The following is a 20,200-nucleotide window of genomic DNA, read 5'->3' on the forward strand; positions in this document are numbered from 1 at the left end:
TGTTCCCATTCCGAACACAGAAGTTAAGCCCACCAGCGCCGATGGTACTGCGAATAGCGGGAGAGTAGGTCGCCGCCAGTTTTTTATTAAAAGTCTCATACAGCAATGTGTGAGACTTTTTGCGTTTTATACTATTCAAGATTCAAGATTCAAGATTCAAGATTCAAAATTCAAGGTAAACCGGATACCCCAATGACAAAGAGCCAGGGAAAAAGTAAAAGGGACTAACGAGAAGAGACCGGGAGATTTAAGGTTTAAGATTTAAGATTTAAAATTTCAGAATTAAACAACAGCTAACAAGCAATAACAATAATCCAAAACCCAAATCAGCAATAAGATTACTAACCTCAAATCTGTAATGTTGCTTTATAATTATCACCAATTACTCATATTATTGTTCTGTCTTTTGGAATTAACGGTACTAGACAATACCTGCTGTTGAAAGATAAGAGGCTGTCCCGAAAGTGAGCAGCCTCTTAAAATGTATATATTCATATTTCTTTCTTATTTCAGCTCCAGTGCGGATCGGAAATTGATGGTTTACCGGTCTCTAAACGGCCGGCAAAATACCAGATATTATTTTCAGATTCTATTTTCAAATCATACCAGCCTTTGGTTTTATTTAAATCAACAATAATTTTTTCTTGTATCGTTAATAATGAAATTTGCATTTTTTTCTTTTCATAAAGGTTTTCAAAAGTAATCTTTCTGGTGATGCTTTCTTTTTTACTCTTTTTAACAATAATTTCAACCGTATTTTTTGATGGAAGATTATTCAACGAAATTTCTAGTTCAGGAGCATCGTTACCTTTAAAGTGTCTGTAAAAACCATTCGGGCCAAAAACCTCATAATCATAGATCTCAGAAGTTACAGGATGTGATAATTTCTGTTTTGAATATAAAGCATAGGAAAAATAAAAATCATCGGCCTCAAATTTTGTTCTGTCATAAATGATAAGAGGAACTGCTTTTTCTTTTAAATTGAGCATTTTGATCTCTCCATTTTCAAAATTGACGTGAAAATTGTAAGGGAGTGCATTAGACGGCTTTATCCCCCGTTCCTGAATTTTAAGAAGTTGGTCATTTAGCTCATTTTCCTCATACCATTTCAGATCGGGAATGGGCTTATTCTTCGCTGAATTGATCGTTTTCGCATATTCTTTCTGATCCAGGTAATCCATTTCCGGAATTTTTATTTGGGATGAATTAAAGGCTGAAGTCAGATCCCCGCATATTGCGCGTCTCCAATCGCTGATATTGTCTGTAGTAACGTTTTTATTAAATTTTTTCCGGATAAACTTTTCCAGGAACATCAAAACGGAAGTGTGATCCGAGACCTCAGAATTTACAAATCCTCCTTTAGTCCATGGTGATGCGATGATCATCGGTACCCGGTATCCCAATCCCACCGTACCTTCTACTTTTTCGTGGTCTTTTATTGTTGGTGATGACATATATTCCTGAGCTCTGTTCACATATTCCACGCCATCCGGTCCGTTCATATCAACAGGCTGGCCAGGATTTAAAGGTGGAGCAAAAGGCAGAACATGATCAAAATAGCCGTCATTTTCATCATAATTAATAATGAATATCGTTTTTTTCCAGGTTTCGGGATCCTGTGTCAGGATATTCAAGACTTCCGAAATATACCATGCGCCATACCATGGCGATCCGGGATGATCAGAGAAATGTTCCGGAGCAATAAGCCATGAAACCAGCGGGAGTTGCTTACTTTCAACATCTTTTCTGAACTGATGTAAAACGTCTCCTTTAGGAACCACCAGTCTCTCACCGTTTTCATCCTGGCCAATTTCGAGATTCCAATAATTAGGATCATTGATATTGGTAGTAAATGCCTTTTCGTGGAGATTTTTTTCCTGCTGCGAAAGTTTTTTAAACTGATCGGGATGATATTTTATCTTATCTTCCTCCAGCTCTGCTATTATTTTTTTAAGTCTCTCTTTCTGATCAGGATGTTTTTCAATTTCATTTTGCAGATAATTAATAATGTTGGGAATATTCTGATGGTAGCCTTTTGAAAATTTTACATTAAACTTTGAAAACCATTCAATCGGATTATCGGTAAAATTGCTAAGCCAGGCTTCCTGCTCACCAGACATTCCTTTTGGCAGGCTAATTTCGTTCTGATATATTTTCCACGAGATATTCTGTTCTTCCAGAATCTCAGGGAAGCTTTTCCATCTTGCCTGATGGTTTTTATCATAATCAATATTTTCATTGTAAACATTGGCCTTTACTTTTCCGTTTTTTTCTTCACGTAAAGTTCCGGACCAGTGGAAAAGCCTGTTGGGTGTAGTTCCCGTTAATGAAGAACAAAAATACTGGTCAAAAATTGTAAAGGCATCTGCCAGCTGATAATAAAAAGGCAGATCTTCACGGTTATAATACCCCAGGGTCAAAGGAATATTTTTGTAATCTTTATTTCCTGAAGCCTTCGCCTGCAGCCATTGATCGTATTTTCCTTTATTTAAAGCTTGCTGCTGGTTGTTCCAGGAGTGAGGAAGCGAACTCATCCATGTTGACTTTGTATTTCTTAAATCCAGGCGGGCAGGAGCAGCATATTTCCCGGCATCGTTTTTCTGAAAAAATACGGAATGCCCGTCCTGTTTTATAAAAGCTCTGCGATCAGAAAATCCCCTTACACCTTTTAACGCACCGAATGCATGATCGAAAGAGCGGTTTTCCTGCATAAGAATTACTACATGTTCCGCATCATAAAAGGTGGATAAAGCTGCGGGCTCAATCTCTAAAGCCTTCAGGATGGCAGGATGCAGAACACTTGAAGTTCCCAACCCAGCCAGCAAAAGACCTGATTTTTCTAAAAATTCTCTTCTGTTCATAGGATATGTAATAGAAAGAAACCGCAAGTTAATAGGTTTTCCTGCGATTTCTTTTAATTTAATGTTAAAAATTATTGATAATCTGTTTTAAACTTTAATTTCTGTTTTCTTAATGAAAAGTATTTCCGGAATTCTTGAACAAGTTCTTACTGCAGCCACCAAGGTTTAACGTTAATATTGTCATTTCCTCCGTATTGTGCCGTCAAAGCAGCTTGCAGATTGGCATTGTTATAATTGTATTCCGACTGGGGATACCTGAATCGGAAGGGTGCCGAAACTCCCGGTTGTAAAGGGAAGTTCGGATATCCCGTTCTCAGATAGTCATAATAGGAAGTCCATTGTGACTGGTGAAACATAGTCATATATTTCTGAGTAATGATTTTTTCAAGCTGTGCTGACAGTGAAGCGGAATTATCATAAACAACCAGTGAAGTTGCAAGATAATTATTGACATTAAATCCTGTAAAGTACTGCCCCGGATTTTTAACATAGGTCTGATAAAACGTAAAGCTTGCTTTAATAGCATTATCATAATGTGTCTTTGGTGATCCGGATATCCATCCTCTGGCCGTAGCTTCCGCTAAAATGAATTCCAGCTCAGAATAGCTTAAAACTGATGAAGGCTCATTCGTGGCATCTTTGTAAAAACGGTCGTTTACCTTCGAAATATTTTTTGCCGTGATTAGTGCTGCATTGTCTGAATAAGGAGATGTGGGATTTCCTCCGTTGTATGCTGAAAAATCGGTAATTGGCTTTCCTGCTTCTTTTGCTCCTGTTGTCTGTGCTGCAAAAGTAAACAGTCTCGGATCCTGTCTGGCTTTAAACAAATCAATAAAATAATTGGCCATATACAAGCTTGAACCATATCCACTGTTATTGAACATCGTATAACGGCTGTCTGCCACATCTGCAAATTTCAGCTCTCCGTTATCAGCGATGGATGTCATTAAAGGCTGGCTGCCTGCAATAGATGCAAATTCCGTAGCAACGTTATAAGTCCCCACACTTGCCTTTTTAGACATTGTGATTAATATTTTCAGTCTGAAAGAGTTGATCAGCTTTTTCCATTTTGCAGCATCTCCTTTGTAGATAATATCTCCTTCGATTTTATCATTAGCATTAATTAAATCGTTGGCTTCTTTCAATTCCGTTAAAATTCCTGCCATTACCGTTTCCTGGGAATCATATTTCGGCTGTGTAATTCCTGCTTCACCTTTTACAGCTTCTGAGTACGGGATGCTTCCAAATTTTAAACTTAAATTAAAGAAATAATATGCTCTGTAAAACTTACCGATGGCCTGGTAATTTTTATTATTGATCTTCTCTGCTTCCTGCATCATTTTTACCGTATTGAGAAGCCCTTTCGAATAAGTGTCGAAAGAAGCATCGTTCCATTTCAGATATTGGTACACGTTTTCTCCGTCGGTACCGATCATCATTCTTGAAGCGTACATATTATCTCCATTTACCTGAAAAGCGTTGGAAGATACATAGGTCAAGAGATATTTGGGATCTATGCTTGCCTGATCATTTGGATTTTCGTTGATGGTATCGAGATTAGATTCACAGGAAACCAGCGACAGAAATCCTGCAACAAAAACTGATTTTATAATATTTTTCATTTCTGATATATGTTTAATTAAAATTTAAGATTAAACCCAACTCCGATCCATCTGCTGGAAGGATCCTGGATATCATTTCCTGTTCCGATTTTGTAGTCGGGATCTGAGTAAAGGTTTTTGGATTTTTTCCACATAGCGAGATTGTAGCCGGAAATATTGGCTGTAAAACCTTTTACCATTCCTCTTGGATTTAGTAAGTATGAGAAATCGTATTCAAGAATTACAGATCTCAGCTTTACAAAGGTTCTGTTGAAAACATTGGCAAACAGTTCACTTTCATCTTCCGTCACCCTTGCCTGGTAAGGATAGTTTTGCGCCCAGTCCTGAAAACTGATGGCTTTGGTATGAGGGGTATATGTTCCCGTAGATGGATTGTAATTGACACCATCCGGTACGAAGTAATATGTTCCTGGGTTGGCATATTCAAGATCACGGTATGCGGTAGAATTCGGATGTTTTCCGCCCCACCACATCTTTTCTACGACCTGCGATCTCATGACTCCGCCTATGCTTCCATCAATGCCTATATTCAGGCTAAACTTTTTATATTTAAAGGTATTGTTAAATCCAAAAGTCCAGTCAGGATTGAAGTGTCCGAGATTAGTAGGAGTATTGGCTCTGGTCGGCATTCCTGTATTGGCGTTCAGGATTACTTTTCCATCCGGAGATTTTTGCCAAGTGTAATCATAATAGCTGTCCATTCTTTCACCTAATCTGATGTTATTGTAATTTGGCATATCAGCGTAGATGGAAGTCAGTTTCTGTTCGTAGGTACTCCAGTTGATCAACGATTTCCATGTGAAATCAGCTGTTTTTACAGGAGTAAGCCCTAAAGACACTTCGAAACCTTTCGTAGTGTATTCATTGCCGTTGACATATTGTGAGGTAAAGCCTGAAGACTGAGCGCTTGGAAACTGAAGGATGTTATTATAATCCAGTGTTCTGAAATAGGTGGCATCCAGCGTAATTCTGTTGTCGAATAGTCCTGCACTTAGCCCCAATTCATAAGATTTTGTCTGTTCCGGCTTTAATGTGTTTTCAACGTTTAAAGTGGTTGGATAATAAAACGTAGGGTTTCCACTAAAGGTGATCCCGCTGTTGTTGACATAGTAATTTCTGATGGAGTAAGGCTGAAAGTCATACGCCACTTTTGCCCATGAAGCAGATAATTTTAATAAGCTGATTGATTCCGGCATTTTAACCAAATTCGAAATCACTGCACTTAATGATGCCGAAGGGTAAAAATACGATCTGTTTGCTTTCGGTAAAGTAGAAGACCAGTCGTTACGTCCGGAAACATTCAGGAAAAAAGCATTGTACAAGCCGACATCAATGGTTGTATAGGCACTGTAGATGAGTTTTTCTTTTAAATAATCATAATATTTTACGGCTCCTATGGAATTGTCTAAGGTATACAGTTCAGGAATTTTAAGACCGTCTGTCGAAGCGTTGTCGATATCATTTTTATAGTAAAATGCAGAACCTCCGGCATTGATCGTAAAATCAAAATTTTCGGAGATTTTCTTTTTATAGGTGGCTAAAACATCATAGTTGAGATTCCATGTTTTGGTATCGTTCAGAATGTATCCTCCGCTTCTTGGCGCACTGTAGTTGAAATACGAATACGGGCTCAGGATTTCCTGCTTGTTGTGGTTTTCAACGATTGAAATTTTACCTTTTACAGAAAAATCCTTTGTTGCTTTATATTCCAGACCGGTTTGCGCATTGATGATATCAGTTCTGTTTTTATTCTTGTAATATTCTGCGCCGAACCAAGGGTTGTTGTACCAGGCGTAGTTCCAGTTGGCCTGTGCCCTGCCTTCTTTTCCTGGAATCCATAGGTGGTTTTTAAGGTCTCTTCCGTCTACATCGCCTCCCATCCAGATCAGGATCGTGTACATATGGCCGCTCGGGTTGTAATCGTAATTTGGGATATTCGGAGTGAAGGTCTGGTTAAAATTAAATTTCGTATCAAAGATTAATTTTTCTCCCAAATGATTTTCAGATGAAAAATTTACTCCGTATCGCTGAAGATAAGATTCAGGAACACGGTCATCATAATTCATAAAGTTCCCCGAAAGCCTGTAAACATCTTTATTGTTTTTATAGCTGATGGCAAAATTATTATTATTGATAACGGCCGGTTTCAGGAAAATGTCGAGATTATCATGATATTTCCAGTCGATGGGTACTCTTTCATATCTGGATTTGTCGTCGTATTGTGTTCCGGTCACTGCACCGTACCACGGAACGATCTGTCCGGTCTGCTTGTCCCTGATCGGGCTGTTCCACTGCGCGATTTTTAATCCCGGTACAAATTTCGGTCCCCAGATCATATCGCCGTCATTTACACCGCCATCAGCTCCGTCCCAGAATTCATATTTACCGTGAGAACCATTTCCGTATTCAGTCTGTGTTTTTGGAAGATTGGTAAAGCCTGCGGAGATCATCGTATTTTGTGAAAACTCAACGGTAAATCCTTTTTTCTTTGCGCTTTTCGTCGTAATCAGTACTGCTCCGAATCTTCCTCTCGAGCCATAAAGCGCTGAAGCCGTTGCTCCTTTCAGTACGTTGATATTGTCTATATTATTCGGGTCAAGATTCTGAAAAACTTCTTTTTCTACAATCACACCATCAATCACGAAAACGAGATTGGTATTTCCTCTTAAGGTAAATTGTGGTGCCTGCTGCATTCCTGTGGGATTCGAAACGTTTAATCCGGCAACCTGCCCTGAAAATAAATTCCCGATGCTAGGCGTGGTAATGGCTTCAAATTGTTTTGTCCCTACTTCCTGTGTGGAATATCCGATTTTTTCTTTCTTTTTGGCAATCCCTAAAGCGGTAATGACAACGCCTTCGATTTGTTTTTCATTTACTTTTTTAAGAACGACCGAATAATTTCTTCTGGCTGAAACTTCAATTGTGTAAGCAGAAAATTCCGGAGAATAAAATTCAAGAATATCTTTCGGGTTCGCCGGGATGGTGAAATTACCGTTTTCATCGGTAACAGCCGTTTTTCCGGTATTTTTATCTGTAATATTGACACCTGAAACATCGGTACCATTTTCGGATTTTACGTTTCCAGAAATGTTAATTTCCTGTGCCGTAAGATAAAGGGGAAGCAGAAAAACCGCAAAAGTTGCTAAAGTCTTCTTCATTTTTTTAAAGGCAAATTTAGACAGGCTTTATTACCACAGTTTTACGCTGATATTAAAATAAAAATATAATTTCAATAGGAGACAATAATGAAAATTAACATAAAAATAAAGCTCGGAAAGCCCATTATTCCAGAGAATTTTACTTTTTTCTAAAGTATTATTTATATGGTATCAGAGATATTTTACCTTAAAATCTGCTCAAAATCCCCCAATGAATTTTAATATCATTAAACTTAAAAGGATTTCCAAACTCATTACCATTAGAAAGCTGGAAGCTCATGAGCCCGATCGGAATAAAGAAATTGAATCCAAGCCCGACACTGTAGAGTTTGGGCTTTACGTTGAGAGACTTATTGTTGAGCTGTCCATACTGTCCGAAGACATCAAAAAAGGCCTGGCTCCCGATGAGATACCGGTATTCTAAACCTCCGTAATAATAGAAATCTGCTGCCAGGGAATTTTCATTGAATCCGCGCATCGAATTCCAGCCCCCGAAGCGGTATAATTCATTGGCGGAGAAATCAATCTTTGAATCCATCATTGCTCCTTCTGCCTTGAGGTTCAGGAAATGATTTCCATTGATATGGTAATTGTGTTCCCCGAAAAAGTAAAACTGATTTTGCGGAGAGTTGATATTATCTTTGGTATATTTTGTGGCAAGGTAATCGTATCCTGCGTTGATTCTGGTTTTATAAAGGAAAAGATCAATATCGGTAGGTTCTACCATTTCAAACCAGATCCCGATCCCTTTTTTGTTGTAATCTTTCCCCTGCACATATAAGGTGTCTATAATGCTGGAACTTTCAAAAGTTCCCCGCAGACCGATTTTATTTCTTGAATTAAGGTGATAATAAAAAGCAGGAAGCGCCTTTACATTAGCAAACGTAGAATCCTGACGGAAGATATTTACCTTCATATTCAATCCGACATTAGATTTGAAAAGATAAGGAACGTCGGTCTGTAGGTCAAAGGTCTGTCCTTTATCCGGATTCCGCTGCCAGTAAAGATTGATCGTTTCGAAACTGTTGAATATATTCCTGAAATTAACATTCAGGGTTCCGTTCAGGGTAAATTTATCTGTTTTGTCATTTCCGAACCCGATTACCCCATCAAAGCTGTTGGTTTTTTTCTTTTCCATGAAAAGAAAAATACTGGTGGAGTCTTTTGTAAACATGGTTTGCGGAGGCCGTTCGAGAGAAATAAACTGATGGCTTTGAAAAGACTTGTTGATCGCAAGAAGGTTCTTGTCATCGTAAGTTTTTCCCTTAAATTCCTTTTCAAGATTTTTCATAAACCTTTTCGGAACACTGGTATAGCCCTTCACCACGAATCCGTCGATGGTTCTTTTATCGTTCTTATTGATGTCGAGCTCTACAATGGGATAGCCGTTTTTCTGTCCTTTGTATTTAGATTTTATTCTGCTGAATGCAAAACCATCATCAATATATCTTTTGTTAATATTCTTTTTGGTGGAATCTAAATTTTTAGTAAAAAACTCCTTTTCACCTTTTATTTTACCGGAAATAGAATCTGAAAGTCTGACGTAGGTTTCGTTAAAATTTTTCCCTTTATGAAAAACAATTTCCGTAGTGTCACCTTTTTTCCTGACCTCTTTCAGCTGGGTGAAAAAATAGTTGTTCTGAGCCAATGAATCCAGAAACTTTACGGCAGAAGCAGAGTCTTTCACCTTTTTTTTCACTTTTGTTTCCGAATCAATAAGAAAATAAGGCTTCTTCTGCGCCTGAATAAAAACGCAGAAGAGGATAAAAAATATTTTTAGAATTAATTTCAACGGTAATTTTTTAAACCATTAAGATCAATTAAGTTATTAATTCAAGTTAAGATTATTATTGTGATATTGTTATTCTTATTAATCTTAACTTCTTAAAATAAATCTTAATGGTTTAAAATATATTTAATTTAAATTTGTTTTAATAACTGAAACTAAGCCAGTTTATTGTATTTCTTCATCAGATTTTCATAAGTTCCCTGCGGAAGAATCCATTTTAAAGGAACCCCGATTTTCTGCCCGAATTTACCAAAATAATAATGAGCTTTCCATTTATTTTTAAGCAAAAGCTGATCGACATATTCTGCAACTTCCAAAGGTTCGGTTCCGTCACCAACGTGACTGTTCATTAAAGCATACACTTTATCGAAAACATTCTTATATGGTTCTGAAACTTTTGTCCGCACACGGTTTTCAGCAATATTGGTTTTGATATCGCCTAAATGCAGCGAGCAAACATGAATATTCCAAGGGTAAACTTCATATCTCATGGCTTCTGTTACTTTATCCAAAGCAGATTTTGAAGCCGAATAAAACCCTCGGAAAGGCAGTCCCATTTCACTTCCGATGCTGGAAACGTTGATGATCTGTCCGAATTTATTCTCGCGCATTTTCGGCATTACGGCACTCATCATTTGTACGGCTCCGACTAAATTCAGGTTGAATAATTTTAAAATATCCTCTTTTGAGGAATCTTCCACAGCGCCAACCATTCCCATTCCTGCGTTGTTGATCAGAACATCGATTCTGGTTTCAGTTTTTAAAACTTCGTCAATGGCATTTTGAACCGCTTCATTATCTGTAACATCTGTCGGAATAGATTTGAAATGCGGGCTTTCGGTGTGCTTTCTGCTTAAGCCATATACTTTATGACCTTTTTTTCCGAAATATTCTGCTAAAACGAAACCAATTCCTGATGAGGTTCCGGTGATGATTATTGTTTTTGTATTCATGAATTCTCAGTTAAAATAATTTTTAAATCTTCCCAAAACATCGGATAGGATTTTTCAACAACACCTTCATCTTCAATATGTAATTCTTTAATAAGGCAGAACGGCGCAAATGCCATTGCCATCCGGTGATCCTGATAAGTCTTAATGGAAATATTATCTTCAGGCTCACTAAAGCTGATTGATTTAATGGTAAGATCCGTAAACTCTGTTTCTGTTCCCAGCTTTTTTAATTCTTGATGTAAGGCTAAAAGTCTGTCGGTTTCTTTTACTCTTAATGTTCCCAAACCGGAAATTTCAAAAGATATCTTCAAAGCCGAAGCTGTTACACAAAGCGTTTGAGCGATGTCGGGACAGTTATTCATATCCAAAAAGATCTTTTCAGGAAATATAAAATCAGGGTCAAGCTGTAAGGTGATTTTATGCTCATCTTCAGTAAAAATGGTTTTAATGCCGAAAAAATCTTCATAAATTTTTGCAATGGCAGAATCTCCCTGAGTAGATTTTTTATAAAAACTTTTCAGATGAATGGTCTTTCTTCCCAAAGCGGCAAAAGAGTAGAAGTAGGAAGCAGAACTCCAGTCACTTTCTACTTCGTAATTGATGATGGATGACTGATGATTTATAAATGGTTCTACTTTAATCGTATTTCCGGCAAAACTGTTTTTAATTCCAAACTTGGTTAAAATATTGAGAGTCATTTCAATATATGATCTTGAAGTAACTTCGCCAACGAGGTTTATTTCCAGTCCGTTTTCCAGTTTTCCAGCGATTAAGAGGAGGGAAGTGATAAACTGACTTGATATATTAGCAGGAACATCTACTTTTTCCTGAATGATTTTTCTGCCTTTTATTTTTAGTGGAGGAAACCCTTCATTTTCAAGATATTCTATTTCTACACCGAGATTCTGTAAAGCGGTAACAAGATTTTTAATGGGTCTTTCTTTCATTCTTTTTGAACCGGTAAGAATCGTTGTTTTACCTTCCTGAATAGAATAATAAGAGGTAAGAAAACGCATTGCAGTTCCGGCATGATGAATATCCACCACCTCTGAACTTTCTGATAAAGCTTTTTTCAGAAGACTGGTGTCCTGGGAATTTGAAAGATTTCCGATTTGTATATTGCTGAACAGACTTTCTAAAATCAACAAACGATTCGAAATACTTTTCGAACCGCTGATCTGTATGGTCCGGTTTTCTTTTAATTGTGATTTTTCTAGCTTCATTATTTTCAAGTAAAAAAGTTGGAGGCTGGGATCGGGAAGTTCACTAGCTGTATTAAACTTCCGTCTTCCATCATCCATCTTCCTGCATTATTTTAATTTCTCATTATTCTGATGGCGTTCTTTATCGCGATCCGTCTTTATTTTCATTTTTTTATCGAAAGCTTCCTGCAGATTGACTTCGGTCTGATTGGCTAAGCATAAAGTGACAAATAATACATCCGCAAGCTCTTCGCCGAGATCTTTGCTTTTATCGCTTTCCTTTTCGCTTTGTTCTCCATACCTTCTTGCAATAATCCGTGCCACTTCACCAACTTCCTCGGTCAGCATGGCCATATTGGTGAGTTCATTGAAATAACGGACGCCGATGGTTTTGATCCATTCATCAACTTGCTGCTGCAGATTCGTGATTTCCATTATTTTTTATTATTGATCTGTATTTCAAGATTGTTGATCTTTTCTTTCAGGTGGCTGATTTCTTCTGCCTCCCCGATAGATTGCCCTATTTTTTCAGTAAAGTCTGCAAATGTACTGAAGAGTTTTCTTATCATAATGTATAATAAGAATAACACAATAAATCCTCCTATTTTTACAATATTAAAATCCATTTACCTATAATTATTGATACTGATATGCACCCAAAGTAGGATTTGAGGTCCTTGAATTACCTGCAATATCCGTAGGAACCGTTGCAGCAACAGCTGTACTTCCTTTTCCGATAGCGGGAGAGTTTTGTTTTACTCTTAAATTCATTTGTGCTGCAAAATAATTTACAAACAGCGGATCTTGGTTTTTAACCAGCTGAATTACACTCGGAGCTGTATCCAGAAAACCTGCTTCTGATTGGGTGGAGTATTTTAACAGACAATTTTCGAATACAAAATTAAAAAGCTGTCCCGGAGTTTGTTCAAAAAACACGGAATTGTCGCGGTCGGAATAGACGATGCTGTTTCTTACATTTAAGATCAGAGCGCCTTGTTCTGTTTGGTTTGACTCGTTTTTCCATTCGTTGGTTGCAAAAATTCCGTTTCTGTTGTAAGATTGCAGAAGATCAGAATAATTGGCAATGGTAGAATGTACATAATTGTGAGTGCCACCTTTAAAGATTCCGATCGCCGATTCTCCACAGTTATTCATCACAAGGTTTTTTGCATTTACCGTAGAAGCAACAGCATAAATACCGTACTCCTGAAAAGTATGAATAAATGAATTGTTGATGGTTGCATTGGTTTGTTTCATTTCAAGCCCTCTTGTTCCACCGAAAAGTCTTGCATAATTCATATTTAAATTAGATCCGGGTTCCATTTTAACAGAATTCCAGTTTTTAGGAATGGTATCGTAGGCAGAATCATTTCTGTCTCCGCGAAGGGTAACGTTGTTAGCCAAAGTTCCGTTAATATTTAAAGTCGCTCCGGATAATACTTTCATTCCGCTGTTTTTATGAAAATATACTTTGGTTCCGGCTTGTATATTCAGGATTACATTTTCATCAATTGTTAAGTCACCATAAATGATTTTAGCCTTATCATTATTCCAGGTTGCATCTGAAGTGATGATATTGGGATTGGATGAACTTTTAATAAAAAATTCCGCATCCTGTACAACGGAGAATAAAACTACATTTTGCTGTCCGGCAGGGCTGTCGAAAAGGATTTTGTCTTCAGCGATAGCTTCAGGGCCGGTAGCTTCAGGAGCAATTTCCACGAAAATGTAAAGACTGTCTTTCTTTCTGAGAGGTACATCTTTAAAATCATATCCGGGCTTTCCGTCTACATTGATCTTATATAATGATGAAGATCCTTTTTCAAGATGAATTCTCGGGATCAGGATGTCTTTATCTTCATTGTTATAAACTTTCACTGCATACGTTTCAGAACGAACCTGATGGTAAACCGTGTCACAAAAAACCGTATCTCTGGAAAAACTTAGTTTTTGCGAAGGTGCATCAAAACTGATGTCATCCTTATTACAAGATACAGCCATAACAAGCATCCAGAAAGAAAAAGCCAGTAATAATTTGAATTTCATCGAAATTAAAGTTTAATAAATTTCAAATGTAACGAAAATACTTCGAATTTCTTATGAAGAAAAAAATATTGACAGCATATTTGCAAATTCAAAAAAATATTGTACTTTTGCAACCTAAAATTAGCAGAGAAATATCCATTACTATTTCGAAAGCAAACTTTAATTTTTAACATTGTATTATGAAACCGCAAGGTTACATGTGACATTAACAAAAAAAGAAATTTACACATGAAAAACGGAATCCACCCAGAAAATTATAGACTTGTTGTTTTCAAAGATATGAGTAACGACGAAGTATTTCTTTGCAAGTCTACAGCAGAAACAAAAGACACTATCGAGTATGAAGGACAAGAGTATCCTTTGATCAAAATGGAAATCTCTTCAACTTCTCACCCTTTCTACACTGGTAAAGTGAAATTGGTTGACACTGCAGGTAGAGTTGATAAGTTCATGAACAAATACAAAAAATTCGCTAAGTAATTTTTTGACATTAAAAATATTTAAAAGTCTTTCGGTTTTCGGAAGACTTTTTTTATTGTATTTTTGTTAGACTTGAATTTTAACATTAAATTTAAACTGAACGATGCAACTAGTATTTTCAGATGCACAATATTGGGAAGATTTTCTTCCGCTAACTTTTACACGGCCTGTTGCAGAAATGCGGTGCGGAATACTTACCTTCTCCGAAAGGTGGCAGAAAATTTTAGAAAACACCGAAATTTCTTTTTTCACCGAAGCTTATCTGCAGAAAAAGTTTCCGGAGCCTGAAAAAAAAGAAAGTCTTTTTCTGGTAACGAATTTTTTACCGACGGAAAATGTCATTAGACAAATAAAAGAACTGAAACAGGGAGAAGCGTTGGTTTATGAAGATGAATTGATTGCTGCAAAAATTAATATGGACGGTTTTTCTCTTCATCAGATTGAAAAGATGACCGACATTAAAGAGGAGCTTGTGTTCTTTAAAAAGCCAGCGGATCTTTTTACCTATAATCATAAAGCAATTGATTTTGATTTTGATTTGCTTACAAAAGACAGGGCTTCCCAGGAGCTTTCTTCTACTAACGGATTTTTAGGAGATAAGAAAGATCTGTTTATCGAGGAGGGGGCTCAGATTGAATTTTCAACACTCAATACAAAAACAGGGAAAATTTATATAGGTAAAAATGCTGAAGTTATGGAAGGCTGCCATTTGCGTGGTCCGATTGCACTTTGTGAAGAATCTAAATTTAACCTGGGAGCAAAAATTTACGGCGCAACCACTATTGGCCCTCATTCGAAAGTTGGAGGAGAAGTGAGCAATATTATTATTTTCGCGTATTCCAATAAAGGACATGATGGTTTTATCGGAAACTCGGTCATTGGGGAATGGTGTAATTTCGGAGCAGACTCCAATTCTTCGAACATGAAGAATAATTATGGAAATGTAAGGTTATGGAATTACAGAAGAAAAGCTTTTGAAGATACGGGATTGCAGTTTGCCGGACTCATCATGGGAGATCATTCTAAGACGGCCATCAATACCCAACTGAATACAGGAACAGTGGTAGGTGTGGCTTCCAATATTTTTAAAGAAGGTTTTCCTCCGAATTTAGTTGAAAATTTTTCGTGGGGTGGTTTTAAAGACGACGAAAAATTCAAATTAGATAAAGCCTATGAAGTCGCAGAACGCGCTATGGCAAGAAGAAAAGTGACTTTGAGAGATGAAGATAAAGCGATTTTAAAACATATTTTTGATACGTATTAAACCGATCAATAAAGGAAACTTCAAATTTTTTTGAAGTTTTTTTACTTTAAATGTAATATTATGTAAAATCTGATTGTCTTACTTATAGAAACAAAACTTATGACCCAAGAAACTTTTAAAAGTACGGTATTCATTCTCAAAAATGAGATGTATCGCTTTGCGAAAAGGTTCGTCATGAGTAGTGATGAGGCAGAGGACGTGGTGCAGGATCTGATGATCAAATTCTGGCAGAAAAAAGATGAGCTGGAGCAGTTCGGAAATTTGAAATCTTATGCATTGAAAGCAGTCCGGAACGAATGTCTGAACAGGCTGAAGCATCATGATGTAAAGATGGGATTTGCTGATATGCAGCTTCACAGGTCAGAGCTTTACAGTATGGAAGTGAATAATCTGAAGGAACAAATCATTGGTTTCATCAATCAGCTTCCGGAAAAACAAAAGATGGTTATCCATTTGAAAGATGTAGAAGAATATGAAGTTTCGGAAATAGCAGAAATGCTGGAAATGGAAGAAAACGCAGTAAGAGTAAATCTGATGCGGGCAAGACAAAAAGTAAAAGAACAAATCTCACAATTGATGAGCTATGAGCAAAGACAAATTTCAAGATAAATATAACGAGATCTTCCAACATTTAAAGGAAGAAAAGATGGACTGGGATTTCGAAGATTTTCTGAAAAAAGCGGAAGGTAAAGATGAGGTACAAGAGAATAATGAAGCTCCTATTATTCCGATTGACAGCAAAAGCCGGCCTTCAATTCCAAAGTGGTTCTGGATGGCGGCGAGTGTAATCGTGTTGCTAAGCGTTGGATTTATATTTAATTATAATAATAAAAACATTGAAGAGCAGTCTCAGCTGGTGGAAAATCAGATTAAACTACAGAAGAATAATTTTATTGAAGAGAACAGCGAGCATCAGGCTCAGGTTGCTGTAACCCAAGTGTCGGATTCTGTTTCCGGAGCTAAAAAAGATTCTCTGTTTCAGGAAAACACAATGGCTGAAAAGGATTATTTAGATGAAATTTTACCGAAAAGGGGAAGACTTAAAAAAGAAAGAAAACCAAGATTTGTTTATAATTCCTCTTATCAGAAAGCTTCAAAAGATTCCACAGGATACAAAGATTCTTACGTTATTGTGAACGGAAAAAGAATTGAAAATGTGGAAGAAGCTATTAATGTGACTAAGTATTCATTCCAAATATTTGCAAATAACGTCAGTGAAAAATTAGTACAACCAAAAGTCGTTGACGACGATTATTAATTAACCTTTAAAAAGATTATGCACCTGATCAGGCACTAATAATCAAAAAAAATAAAATTGACTCATGAAAAAGATATTCATACTATTCGCATTTGCCTTTTCACATTTTTTCAATGTGTACGGGCAGCAGGATAAACTAGACCAGCTTTTTGATAAGTATCAGGAAGTAGAAGGGGTAACTTCCATAAAAATCGCAAAACCGATGTTTGGAATGCTCAGCAATCTGAATTTAGGTGATGCCGAACTCGATCAGATCAAACCTTTATTATCAAAAATAAATGGATTGAAGGTGTTCATCGCAGAGAAGCCTGAGGATGCAAGCTCTATGAATGGGCAAAAACTTGCGCAGATCAACAGGGATATAAGATCTTATTTAAGCAATCTCAATTACAGTGAGATCATGACCATGACCAGCAATGGCGCGAAAATAAAATTCCTTTCAGCGGAAGAAAAGGACGGAATTCTGGATGATCTCTTATTAAGCATTGACAGTGGCGGTGAAGAAAGTATTTTAATAAAACTTGACGGTAGACTTTCAATGGATGATATTAATAAACTCATTAGTTCGACAGAAACCAAAACAAATTCTTCAACCAATGCAAGAAACAGCTTTGCTTCCCAGAATACCTCTTCTTATCTTAATGGTGAATTAAGGAGTGTAGGAGAATTCAGAGGAGTTCATGTAAGTACCGGTGTTGTTGTCAACTTCAAACAGGAAAACCCAACTTCGGTAAAGGTGATTGCAGATGCTGATAAGCTTCAGTACATCATCACAAAAGTTGATAACGGGGTTTTGAAAGTATATATCGACAATAAAGGACAGCGAAATTTAAAGTTTAAAAATATCAGTGTAAATGTATCTGCGCCGAGAGTTGATAACATTAAGACTTCTTCGGGGGCTGTTTTCAATGCAATCAATAATATAAACGAAAATGCAGTTTCAGTTGATCTTTCATCAGGATCTGTGATTAATGGTAATTTCAATATCTCAAATAATGCAAAAGTGGAAGTGAGTTCGGGAGCCATTATAAATTCTACCATCAATTCTAAACTGATTAATATTAAGGTATCAAGCGGTGCGGTAGCAAATCTCAGCGGAAGAGTTGATGTAGGCGCAATAGATGTGAGCAGTGGAGCGGTTTGTAATGCGGAAAAATTTCAGTTTAATGAACTTGAAGCAGAAGCAACATCAGGCGCGGTTGTATCAGGTCATGCGGTAGAGAGACTAAAAGCGACGGCTTCTTCAGGAGGAACAATAAAGTATAAAGGAAATCCTGTCATAAATTCCAATATCAACAAAACATCAGGCGGAAGCTTGAAACAAATTAACTAAAATTTAAAGGCCATGAAAATAATAAAAAATCTTTTTCTCATCCTCTCCGTAATGTTCTTCATGCAGTCCTGCATCGTTTCAGAAAGACCGAATATGGCATACTTTTCAGAATCGGGACATGATTTTAAGGGGGTTAAGTTCGTAAGCATAAATGTTCCGTTGTTTCTGGCGAAGCCTTACATCAAAAAAGCTTTAAGAGAAGGCGGTGAAGATGAAGAGCTTATCAGAATGGTACGAAAAGTTTCCAAGATAAAAGTAATGACTGTGGAAAACGGAGACCGTAATATGCTGAAAGATTTTGCCAGCTATCTGAATAACAATAATTATGAAGAATGGGCAACTATAAAGCACGATGGTGACAATGTCAACATTCGGGTAAAGCAGAAAGGCGATGCTATTAAAAATATGCTGATTACGGTAAACTCAGACAAAGAACTTGTTTTTGTTGATATTAAAGGAAGTTTTACAGCAGATGATATTTCAAGAATGATTGCTTCCGCAAACGATAAGTAGACATTTTCATATTCAATCATATTCTAAATTTATTTTGTATAAAGCCATTTCTTAATCGGAAATGGTTTTTAATTTAAGTTATTGATTATTAAGTTTTATTTAAACTATTAAAATCGATTTTCGTATTTCATCAAAAAACCTTAATTTTGCAAGAAAGTAAAGATGTCTATTCATAACAAAATTGTAGAGACAGCCATCACTTTCGATGACGTGCTTCTAGTCCCTTCTTATTCAGAAGTTTTACCTAATCAGGTTTCATTAAAATCAAGACTTACCGACAAAATTACGCTGAATGTTCCTATAGTTTCTGCTGCGATGGATACAGTAACGGAAGCTGAACTGGCAATTGCACTGGCAAGAGTGGGCGGTTTGGGTTTCATTCATAAAAATATGACCATTGCAGAGCAGGCTGCACAAGTAAACAGAGTAAAACGTTCTGAAAACGGAATGATCTCTGATCCTGTGACTCTTTCAAAAGACCATACGCTGGCTCAGGCAAAAGATACAATGGCGAAATATAAAATTTCCGGGTTGCCGGTTGTTGATGCCGAAAACACCTTAATAGGAATCATCACCAACAGAGATGTGAAATATCAGGAAAACCTTGATATGAAAGTGGAAGAGATCATGACAAAAGATAATCTCATCACCTCAGATAAAAATACCAACCTCGAAAAAGCCAAAGAAATTCTACTGAAGAACAGAGTGGAAAAACTTCCGATCGTTGATGCTGAAAATAAACTGGTAGGATTAATCACTATTAAAGATATTGATAATCAGCTGGAATATCCAAATGCCAACAAAGATCAAAACGGCAGGTTAATCGTTGGAGCAGGCGTTGGAGTAGGAGAAGATACTCTTGAAAGAATTGAGGCATTGGTAAAAGCAGGTGTTGATATTATCGGTATCGATTCTGCACACGGACATTCTAAAGGTGTTTTAGATAAAATCTCAGAAATCAGAAAAGCATACCCGGATCTTGATATCGTGGGTGGAAATATTGTAACGGCTGAAGCAGCTGAGGATTTGATCAAAGCAGGAGCGAATGTTCTTAAAGTAGGTGTCGGACCAGGTTCTATCTGTACAACAAGAGTCGTTGCCGGAGTAGGAGTTCCTCAGTTATCTGCTATTTATAACGTTTATGAATATGCCAAAACCAAAAATGTTGCAGTTATTGCAGATGGAGGTATTAAGCTTTCCGGAGATATAGTAAAAGCAATAGCAAGCGGGGCAGGAGCGGTAATGCTGGGATCGCTTTTAGCCGGGACAGATGAGGCTCCGGGTGAAGAAATTATTTTCCAGGGAAGAAAATTCAAAACTTATCAGGGAATGGGAAGCCTTTCTGCGATGAAGAGAGGGGGAAAAGAAAGATATTTCCAGAGTGAGGCTAAAAAATTCGTTCCGGAAGGAATTGAAGGAAGAGTACCGAGTAAGGGTAAATTGGAAGATGTTATTTTCCAGTTGACAGGAGGTCTAAGAGCCGGAATGGGATATTGTGGGGCTAAAGATATTGAAGCTTTACAGACAGAAGCCAAAATGGTAATGATCACAGGAAGCGGATTGAAAGAGTCTCACCCTCATGATGTAATCATCACACAGGAAGCTCCGAATTATTCTTTGTAGGAATTTTTAAATAATAGATAAATAAGGCTGTCGATCGACAGCCTTATTTTCGTTTCGGGGCGCGGGCGAAGCCCGCGCCCCGAAACGAAATCATAAGT

Annotated in this window: 16 protein-coding genes and 1 rRNA gene; 8 read left to right on the plus strand and 9 right to left on the minus strand. The window is 37.1% G+C overall.

What is annotated here, in order from left to right; translation table 11 throughout:
• Window positions 1-81: ribosomal RNA gene (gene rrf / locus AC3WV0_RS05525) — 5S ribosomal RNA — on the plus strand; the annotation flags it as partial.
• 428 nt (window positions 82-509) lie between these two features.
• On the opposite strand, the gene AC3WV0_RS05530 is transcribed toward rrf, so the two are convergent.
• The 9 genes from AC3WV0_RS05530 to AC3WV0_RS05570 all read right to left on the minus strand — a co-directional run bounded on the left by AC3WV0_RS05530 (window position 510) and on the right by AC3WV0_RS05570 (window position 13,631).
• Complete coding sequence (locus tag AC3WV0_RS05530; protein WP_488844732.1) at window positions 510-2,861, minus strand: phosphocholine-specific phospholipase C; 2,352 nt, start codon at window positions 2,859-2,861, stop codon at window positions 510-512.
• 146 nt (window positions 2,862-3,007) lie between these two features.
• The gene (locus AC3WV0_RS05535; protein ID WP_488844734.1) at window positions 3,008-4,483 is read right to left on the minus strand and encodes a SusD/RagB family nutrient-binding outer membrane lipoprotein; all 1,476 of its coding nucleotides are present in this window, start codon (window positions 4,481-4,483) and stop codon (window positions 3,008-3,010) included.
• A gap of 17 nt (window positions 4,484-4,500) precedes the next feature.
• Complete coding sequence (locus tag AC3WV0_RS05540) at window positions 4,501-7,641, minus strand: SusC/RagA family TonB-linked outer membrane protein (protein WP_488844736.1); 3,141 nt, start codon at window positions 7,639-7,641, stop codon at window positions 4,501-4,503.
• 187 nt (window positions 7,642-7,828) lie between these two features.
• Window positions 7,829-9,433 (minus strand): BamA/TamA family outer membrane protein, encoded by a 1,605-nt coding sequence (locus AC3WV0_RS05545; protein WP_488844738.1) that lies wholly within the window; start codon window positions 9,431-9,433, stop codon window positions 7,829-7,831.
• A 152-nt stretch (window positions 9,434-9,585) separates the two neighbouring features.
• Complete coding sequence (locus tag AC3WV0_RS05550) at window positions 9,586-10,383, minus strand: SDR family oxidoreductase (RefSeq protein WP_488844740.1); 798 nt, start codon at window positions 10,381-10,383, stop codon at window positions 9,586-9,588.
• Window positions 10,380-11,606 carry a 3-phosphoshikimate 1-carboxyvinyltransferase gene (locus AC3WV0_RS05555; RefSeq protein ID WP_488844742.1) on the minus strand — a complete coding sequence of 409 codons (1,227 nt, stop codon included), beginning with the start codon at window positions 11,604-11,606 and terminating at the stop codon, window positions 10,380-10,382. The genes AC3WV0_RS05550 and AC3WV0_RS05555 overlap by 4 nt, the downstream gene beginning before the upstream one ends.
• 87 nt (window positions 11,607-11,693) lie before the next feature.
• Window positions 11,694-12,020, minus strand: coding sequence for a nucleotide pyrophosphohydrolase (locus AC3WV0_RS05560; RefSeq protein WP_488844744.1), 327 nt, complete (start codon window positions 12,018-12,020; stop codon window positions 11,694-11,696).
• Entirely contained in the window at window positions 12,020-12,211 is a 192-nt protein-coding gene (locus AC3WV0_RS05565) for a hypothetical protein (protein WP_488844746.1), read from the minus strand. The genes AC3WV0_RS05560 and AC3WV0_RS05565 overlap by 1 nt, the downstream gene beginning before the upstream one ends.
• A 10-nt stretch (window positions 12,212-12,221) precedes the next feature.
• Window positions 12,222-13,631 carry a hypothetical protein gene (locus tag AC3WV0_RS05570; RefSeq protein WP_488844748.1) on the minus strand — a complete coding sequence of 470 codons (1,410 nt, stop codon included), beginning with the start codon at window positions 13,629-13,631 and terminating at the stop codon, window positions 12,222-12,224.
• A gap of 228 nt (window positions 13,632-13,859) precedes the next feature.
• On the opposite strand from AC3WV0_RS05570, the gene AC3WV0_RS05575 reads away from it, so the two are divergent.
• From AC3WV0_RS05575 to guaB, 7 genes are all read left to right on the plus strand, one after another.
• A complete protein-coding gene (locus tag AC3WV0_RS05575; RefSeq protein WP_002976190.1) occupies window positions 13,860-14,111 on the plus strand; it encodes a type B 50S ribosomal protein L31 in 252 nt (83 codons plus the stop codon).
• Between the two features lie 103 nt (window positions 14,112-14,214).
• Complete coding sequence (locus AC3WV0_RS05580) at window positions 14,215-15,375, plus strand: GlmU family protein (protein ID WP_488844750.1); 1,161 nt, start codon at window positions 14,215-14,217, stop codon at window positions 15,373-15,375.
• Between the two features lie 99 nt (window positions 15,376-15,474).
• Window positions 15,475-15,984 (plus strand): RNA polymerase sigma factor, encoded by a 510-nt coding sequence (locus AC3WV0_RS05585; protein WP_312902800.1) that lies wholly within the window; start codon window positions 15,475-15,477, stop codon window positions 15,982-15,984.
• Window positions 15,959-16,633, plus strand: coding sequence for a hypothetical protein (locus AC3WV0_RS05590; RefSeq protein ID WP_488844752.1), 675 nt, complete (start codon window positions 15,959-15,961; stop codon window positions 16,631-16,633). The genes AC3WV0_RS05585 and AC3WV0_RS05590 overlap by 26 nt, the downstream gene beginning before the upstream one ends.
• Before the next feature lie 64 nt (window positions 16,634-16,697).
• Entirely contained in the window at window positions 16,698-17,966 is a 1,269-nt protein-coding gene (locus tag AC3WV0_RS05595) for a DUF4252 domain-containing protein (protein ID WP_488844753.1), read from the plus strand.
• A 12-nt stretch (window positions 17,967-17,978) separates the two neighbouring features.
• Complete coding sequence (locus AC3WV0_RS05600; protein WP_488844755.1) at window positions 17,979-18,479, plus strand: DUF4252 domain-containing protein; 501 nt, start codon at window positions 17,979-17,981, stop codon at window positions 18,477-18,479.
• A 162-nt stretch (window positions 18,480-18,641) separates the two neighbouring features.
• Window positions 18,642-20,102 carry an IMP dehydrogenase gene (guaB, locus tag AC3WV0_RS05605; RefSeq protein WP_488844757.1) on the plus strand — a complete coding sequence of 487 codons (1,461 nt, stop codon included), beginning with the start codon at window positions 18,642-18,644 and terminating at the stop codon, window positions 20,100-20,102.
• The last annotated feature ends 98 nt before the right edge of the window (window positions 20,103-20,200 follow it).

Source organism: Chryseobacterium sp. 27AL (assembly GCF_057815395.1).

Coding starts and splice junctions, on each gene's coding strand:
- AC3WV0_RS05575 (WP_002976190.1), top strand. CDS start 13,860: ATGAAAAACGGAATCCACCCAGAAAATTATAGACTTGTTGTTTTCAAA.
- AC3WV0_RS05565 (WP_488844746.1), bottom strand. CDS start 12,211: ATGGATTTTAATATTGTAAAAATAGGAGGATTTATTGTGTTATTCTTA.
- AC3WV0_RS05595 (WP_488844753.1), top strand. CDS start 16,698: ATGAAAAAGATATTCATACTATTCGCATTTGCCTTTTCACATTTTTTC.
- guaB (WP_488844757.1), top strand. CDS start 18,642: ATGTCTATTCATAACAAAATTGTAGAGACAGCCATCACTTTCGATGAC.
- AC3WV0_RS05580 (WP_488844750.1), top strand. CDS start 14,215: ATGCAACTAGTATTTTCAGATGCACAATATTGGGAAGATTTTCTTCCG.
- AC3WV0_RS05590 (WP_488844752.1), top strand. CDS start 15,959: ATGAGCAAAGACAAATTTCAAGATAAATATAACGAGATCTTCCAACAT.
- AC3WV0_RS05530 (WP_488844732.1), bottom strand. CDS start 2,861: ATGAACAGAAGAGAATTTTTAGAAAAATCAGGTCTTTTGCTGGCTGGG.
- AC3WV0_RS05570 (WP_488844748.1), bottom strand. CDS start 13,631: ATGAAATTCAAATTATTACTGGCTTTTTCTTTCTGGATGCTTGTTATG.
- AC3WV0_RS05555 (WP_488844742.1), bottom strand. CDS start 11,606: ATGAAGCTAGAAAAATCACAATTAAAAGAAAACCGGACCATACAGATC.
- AC3WV0_RS05585 (WP_312902800.1), top strand. CDS start 15,475: ATGACCCAAGAAACTTTTAAAAGTACGGTATTCATTCTCAAAAATGAG.
- AC3WV0_RS05535 (WP_488844734.1), bottom strand. CDS start 4,483: ATGAAAAATATTATAAAATCAGTTTTTGTTGCAGGATTTCTGTCGCTG.
- AC3WV0_RS05600 (WP_488844755.1), top strand. CDS start 17,979: ATGAAAATAATAAAAAATCTTTTTCTCATCCTCTCCGTAATGTTCTTC.
- AC3WV0_RS05560 (WP_488844744.1), bottom strand. CDS start 12,020: ATGGAAATCACGAATCTGCAGCAGCAAGTTGATGAATGGATCAAAACC.
- AC3WV0_RS05550 (WP_488844740.1), bottom strand. CDS start 10,383: ATGAATACAAAAACAATAATCATCACCGGAACCTCATCAGGAATTGGT.
- AC3WV0_RS05540 (WP_488844736.1), bottom strand. CDS start 7,641: ATGAAGAAGACTTTAGCAACTTTTGCGGTTTTTCTGCTTCCCCTTTAT.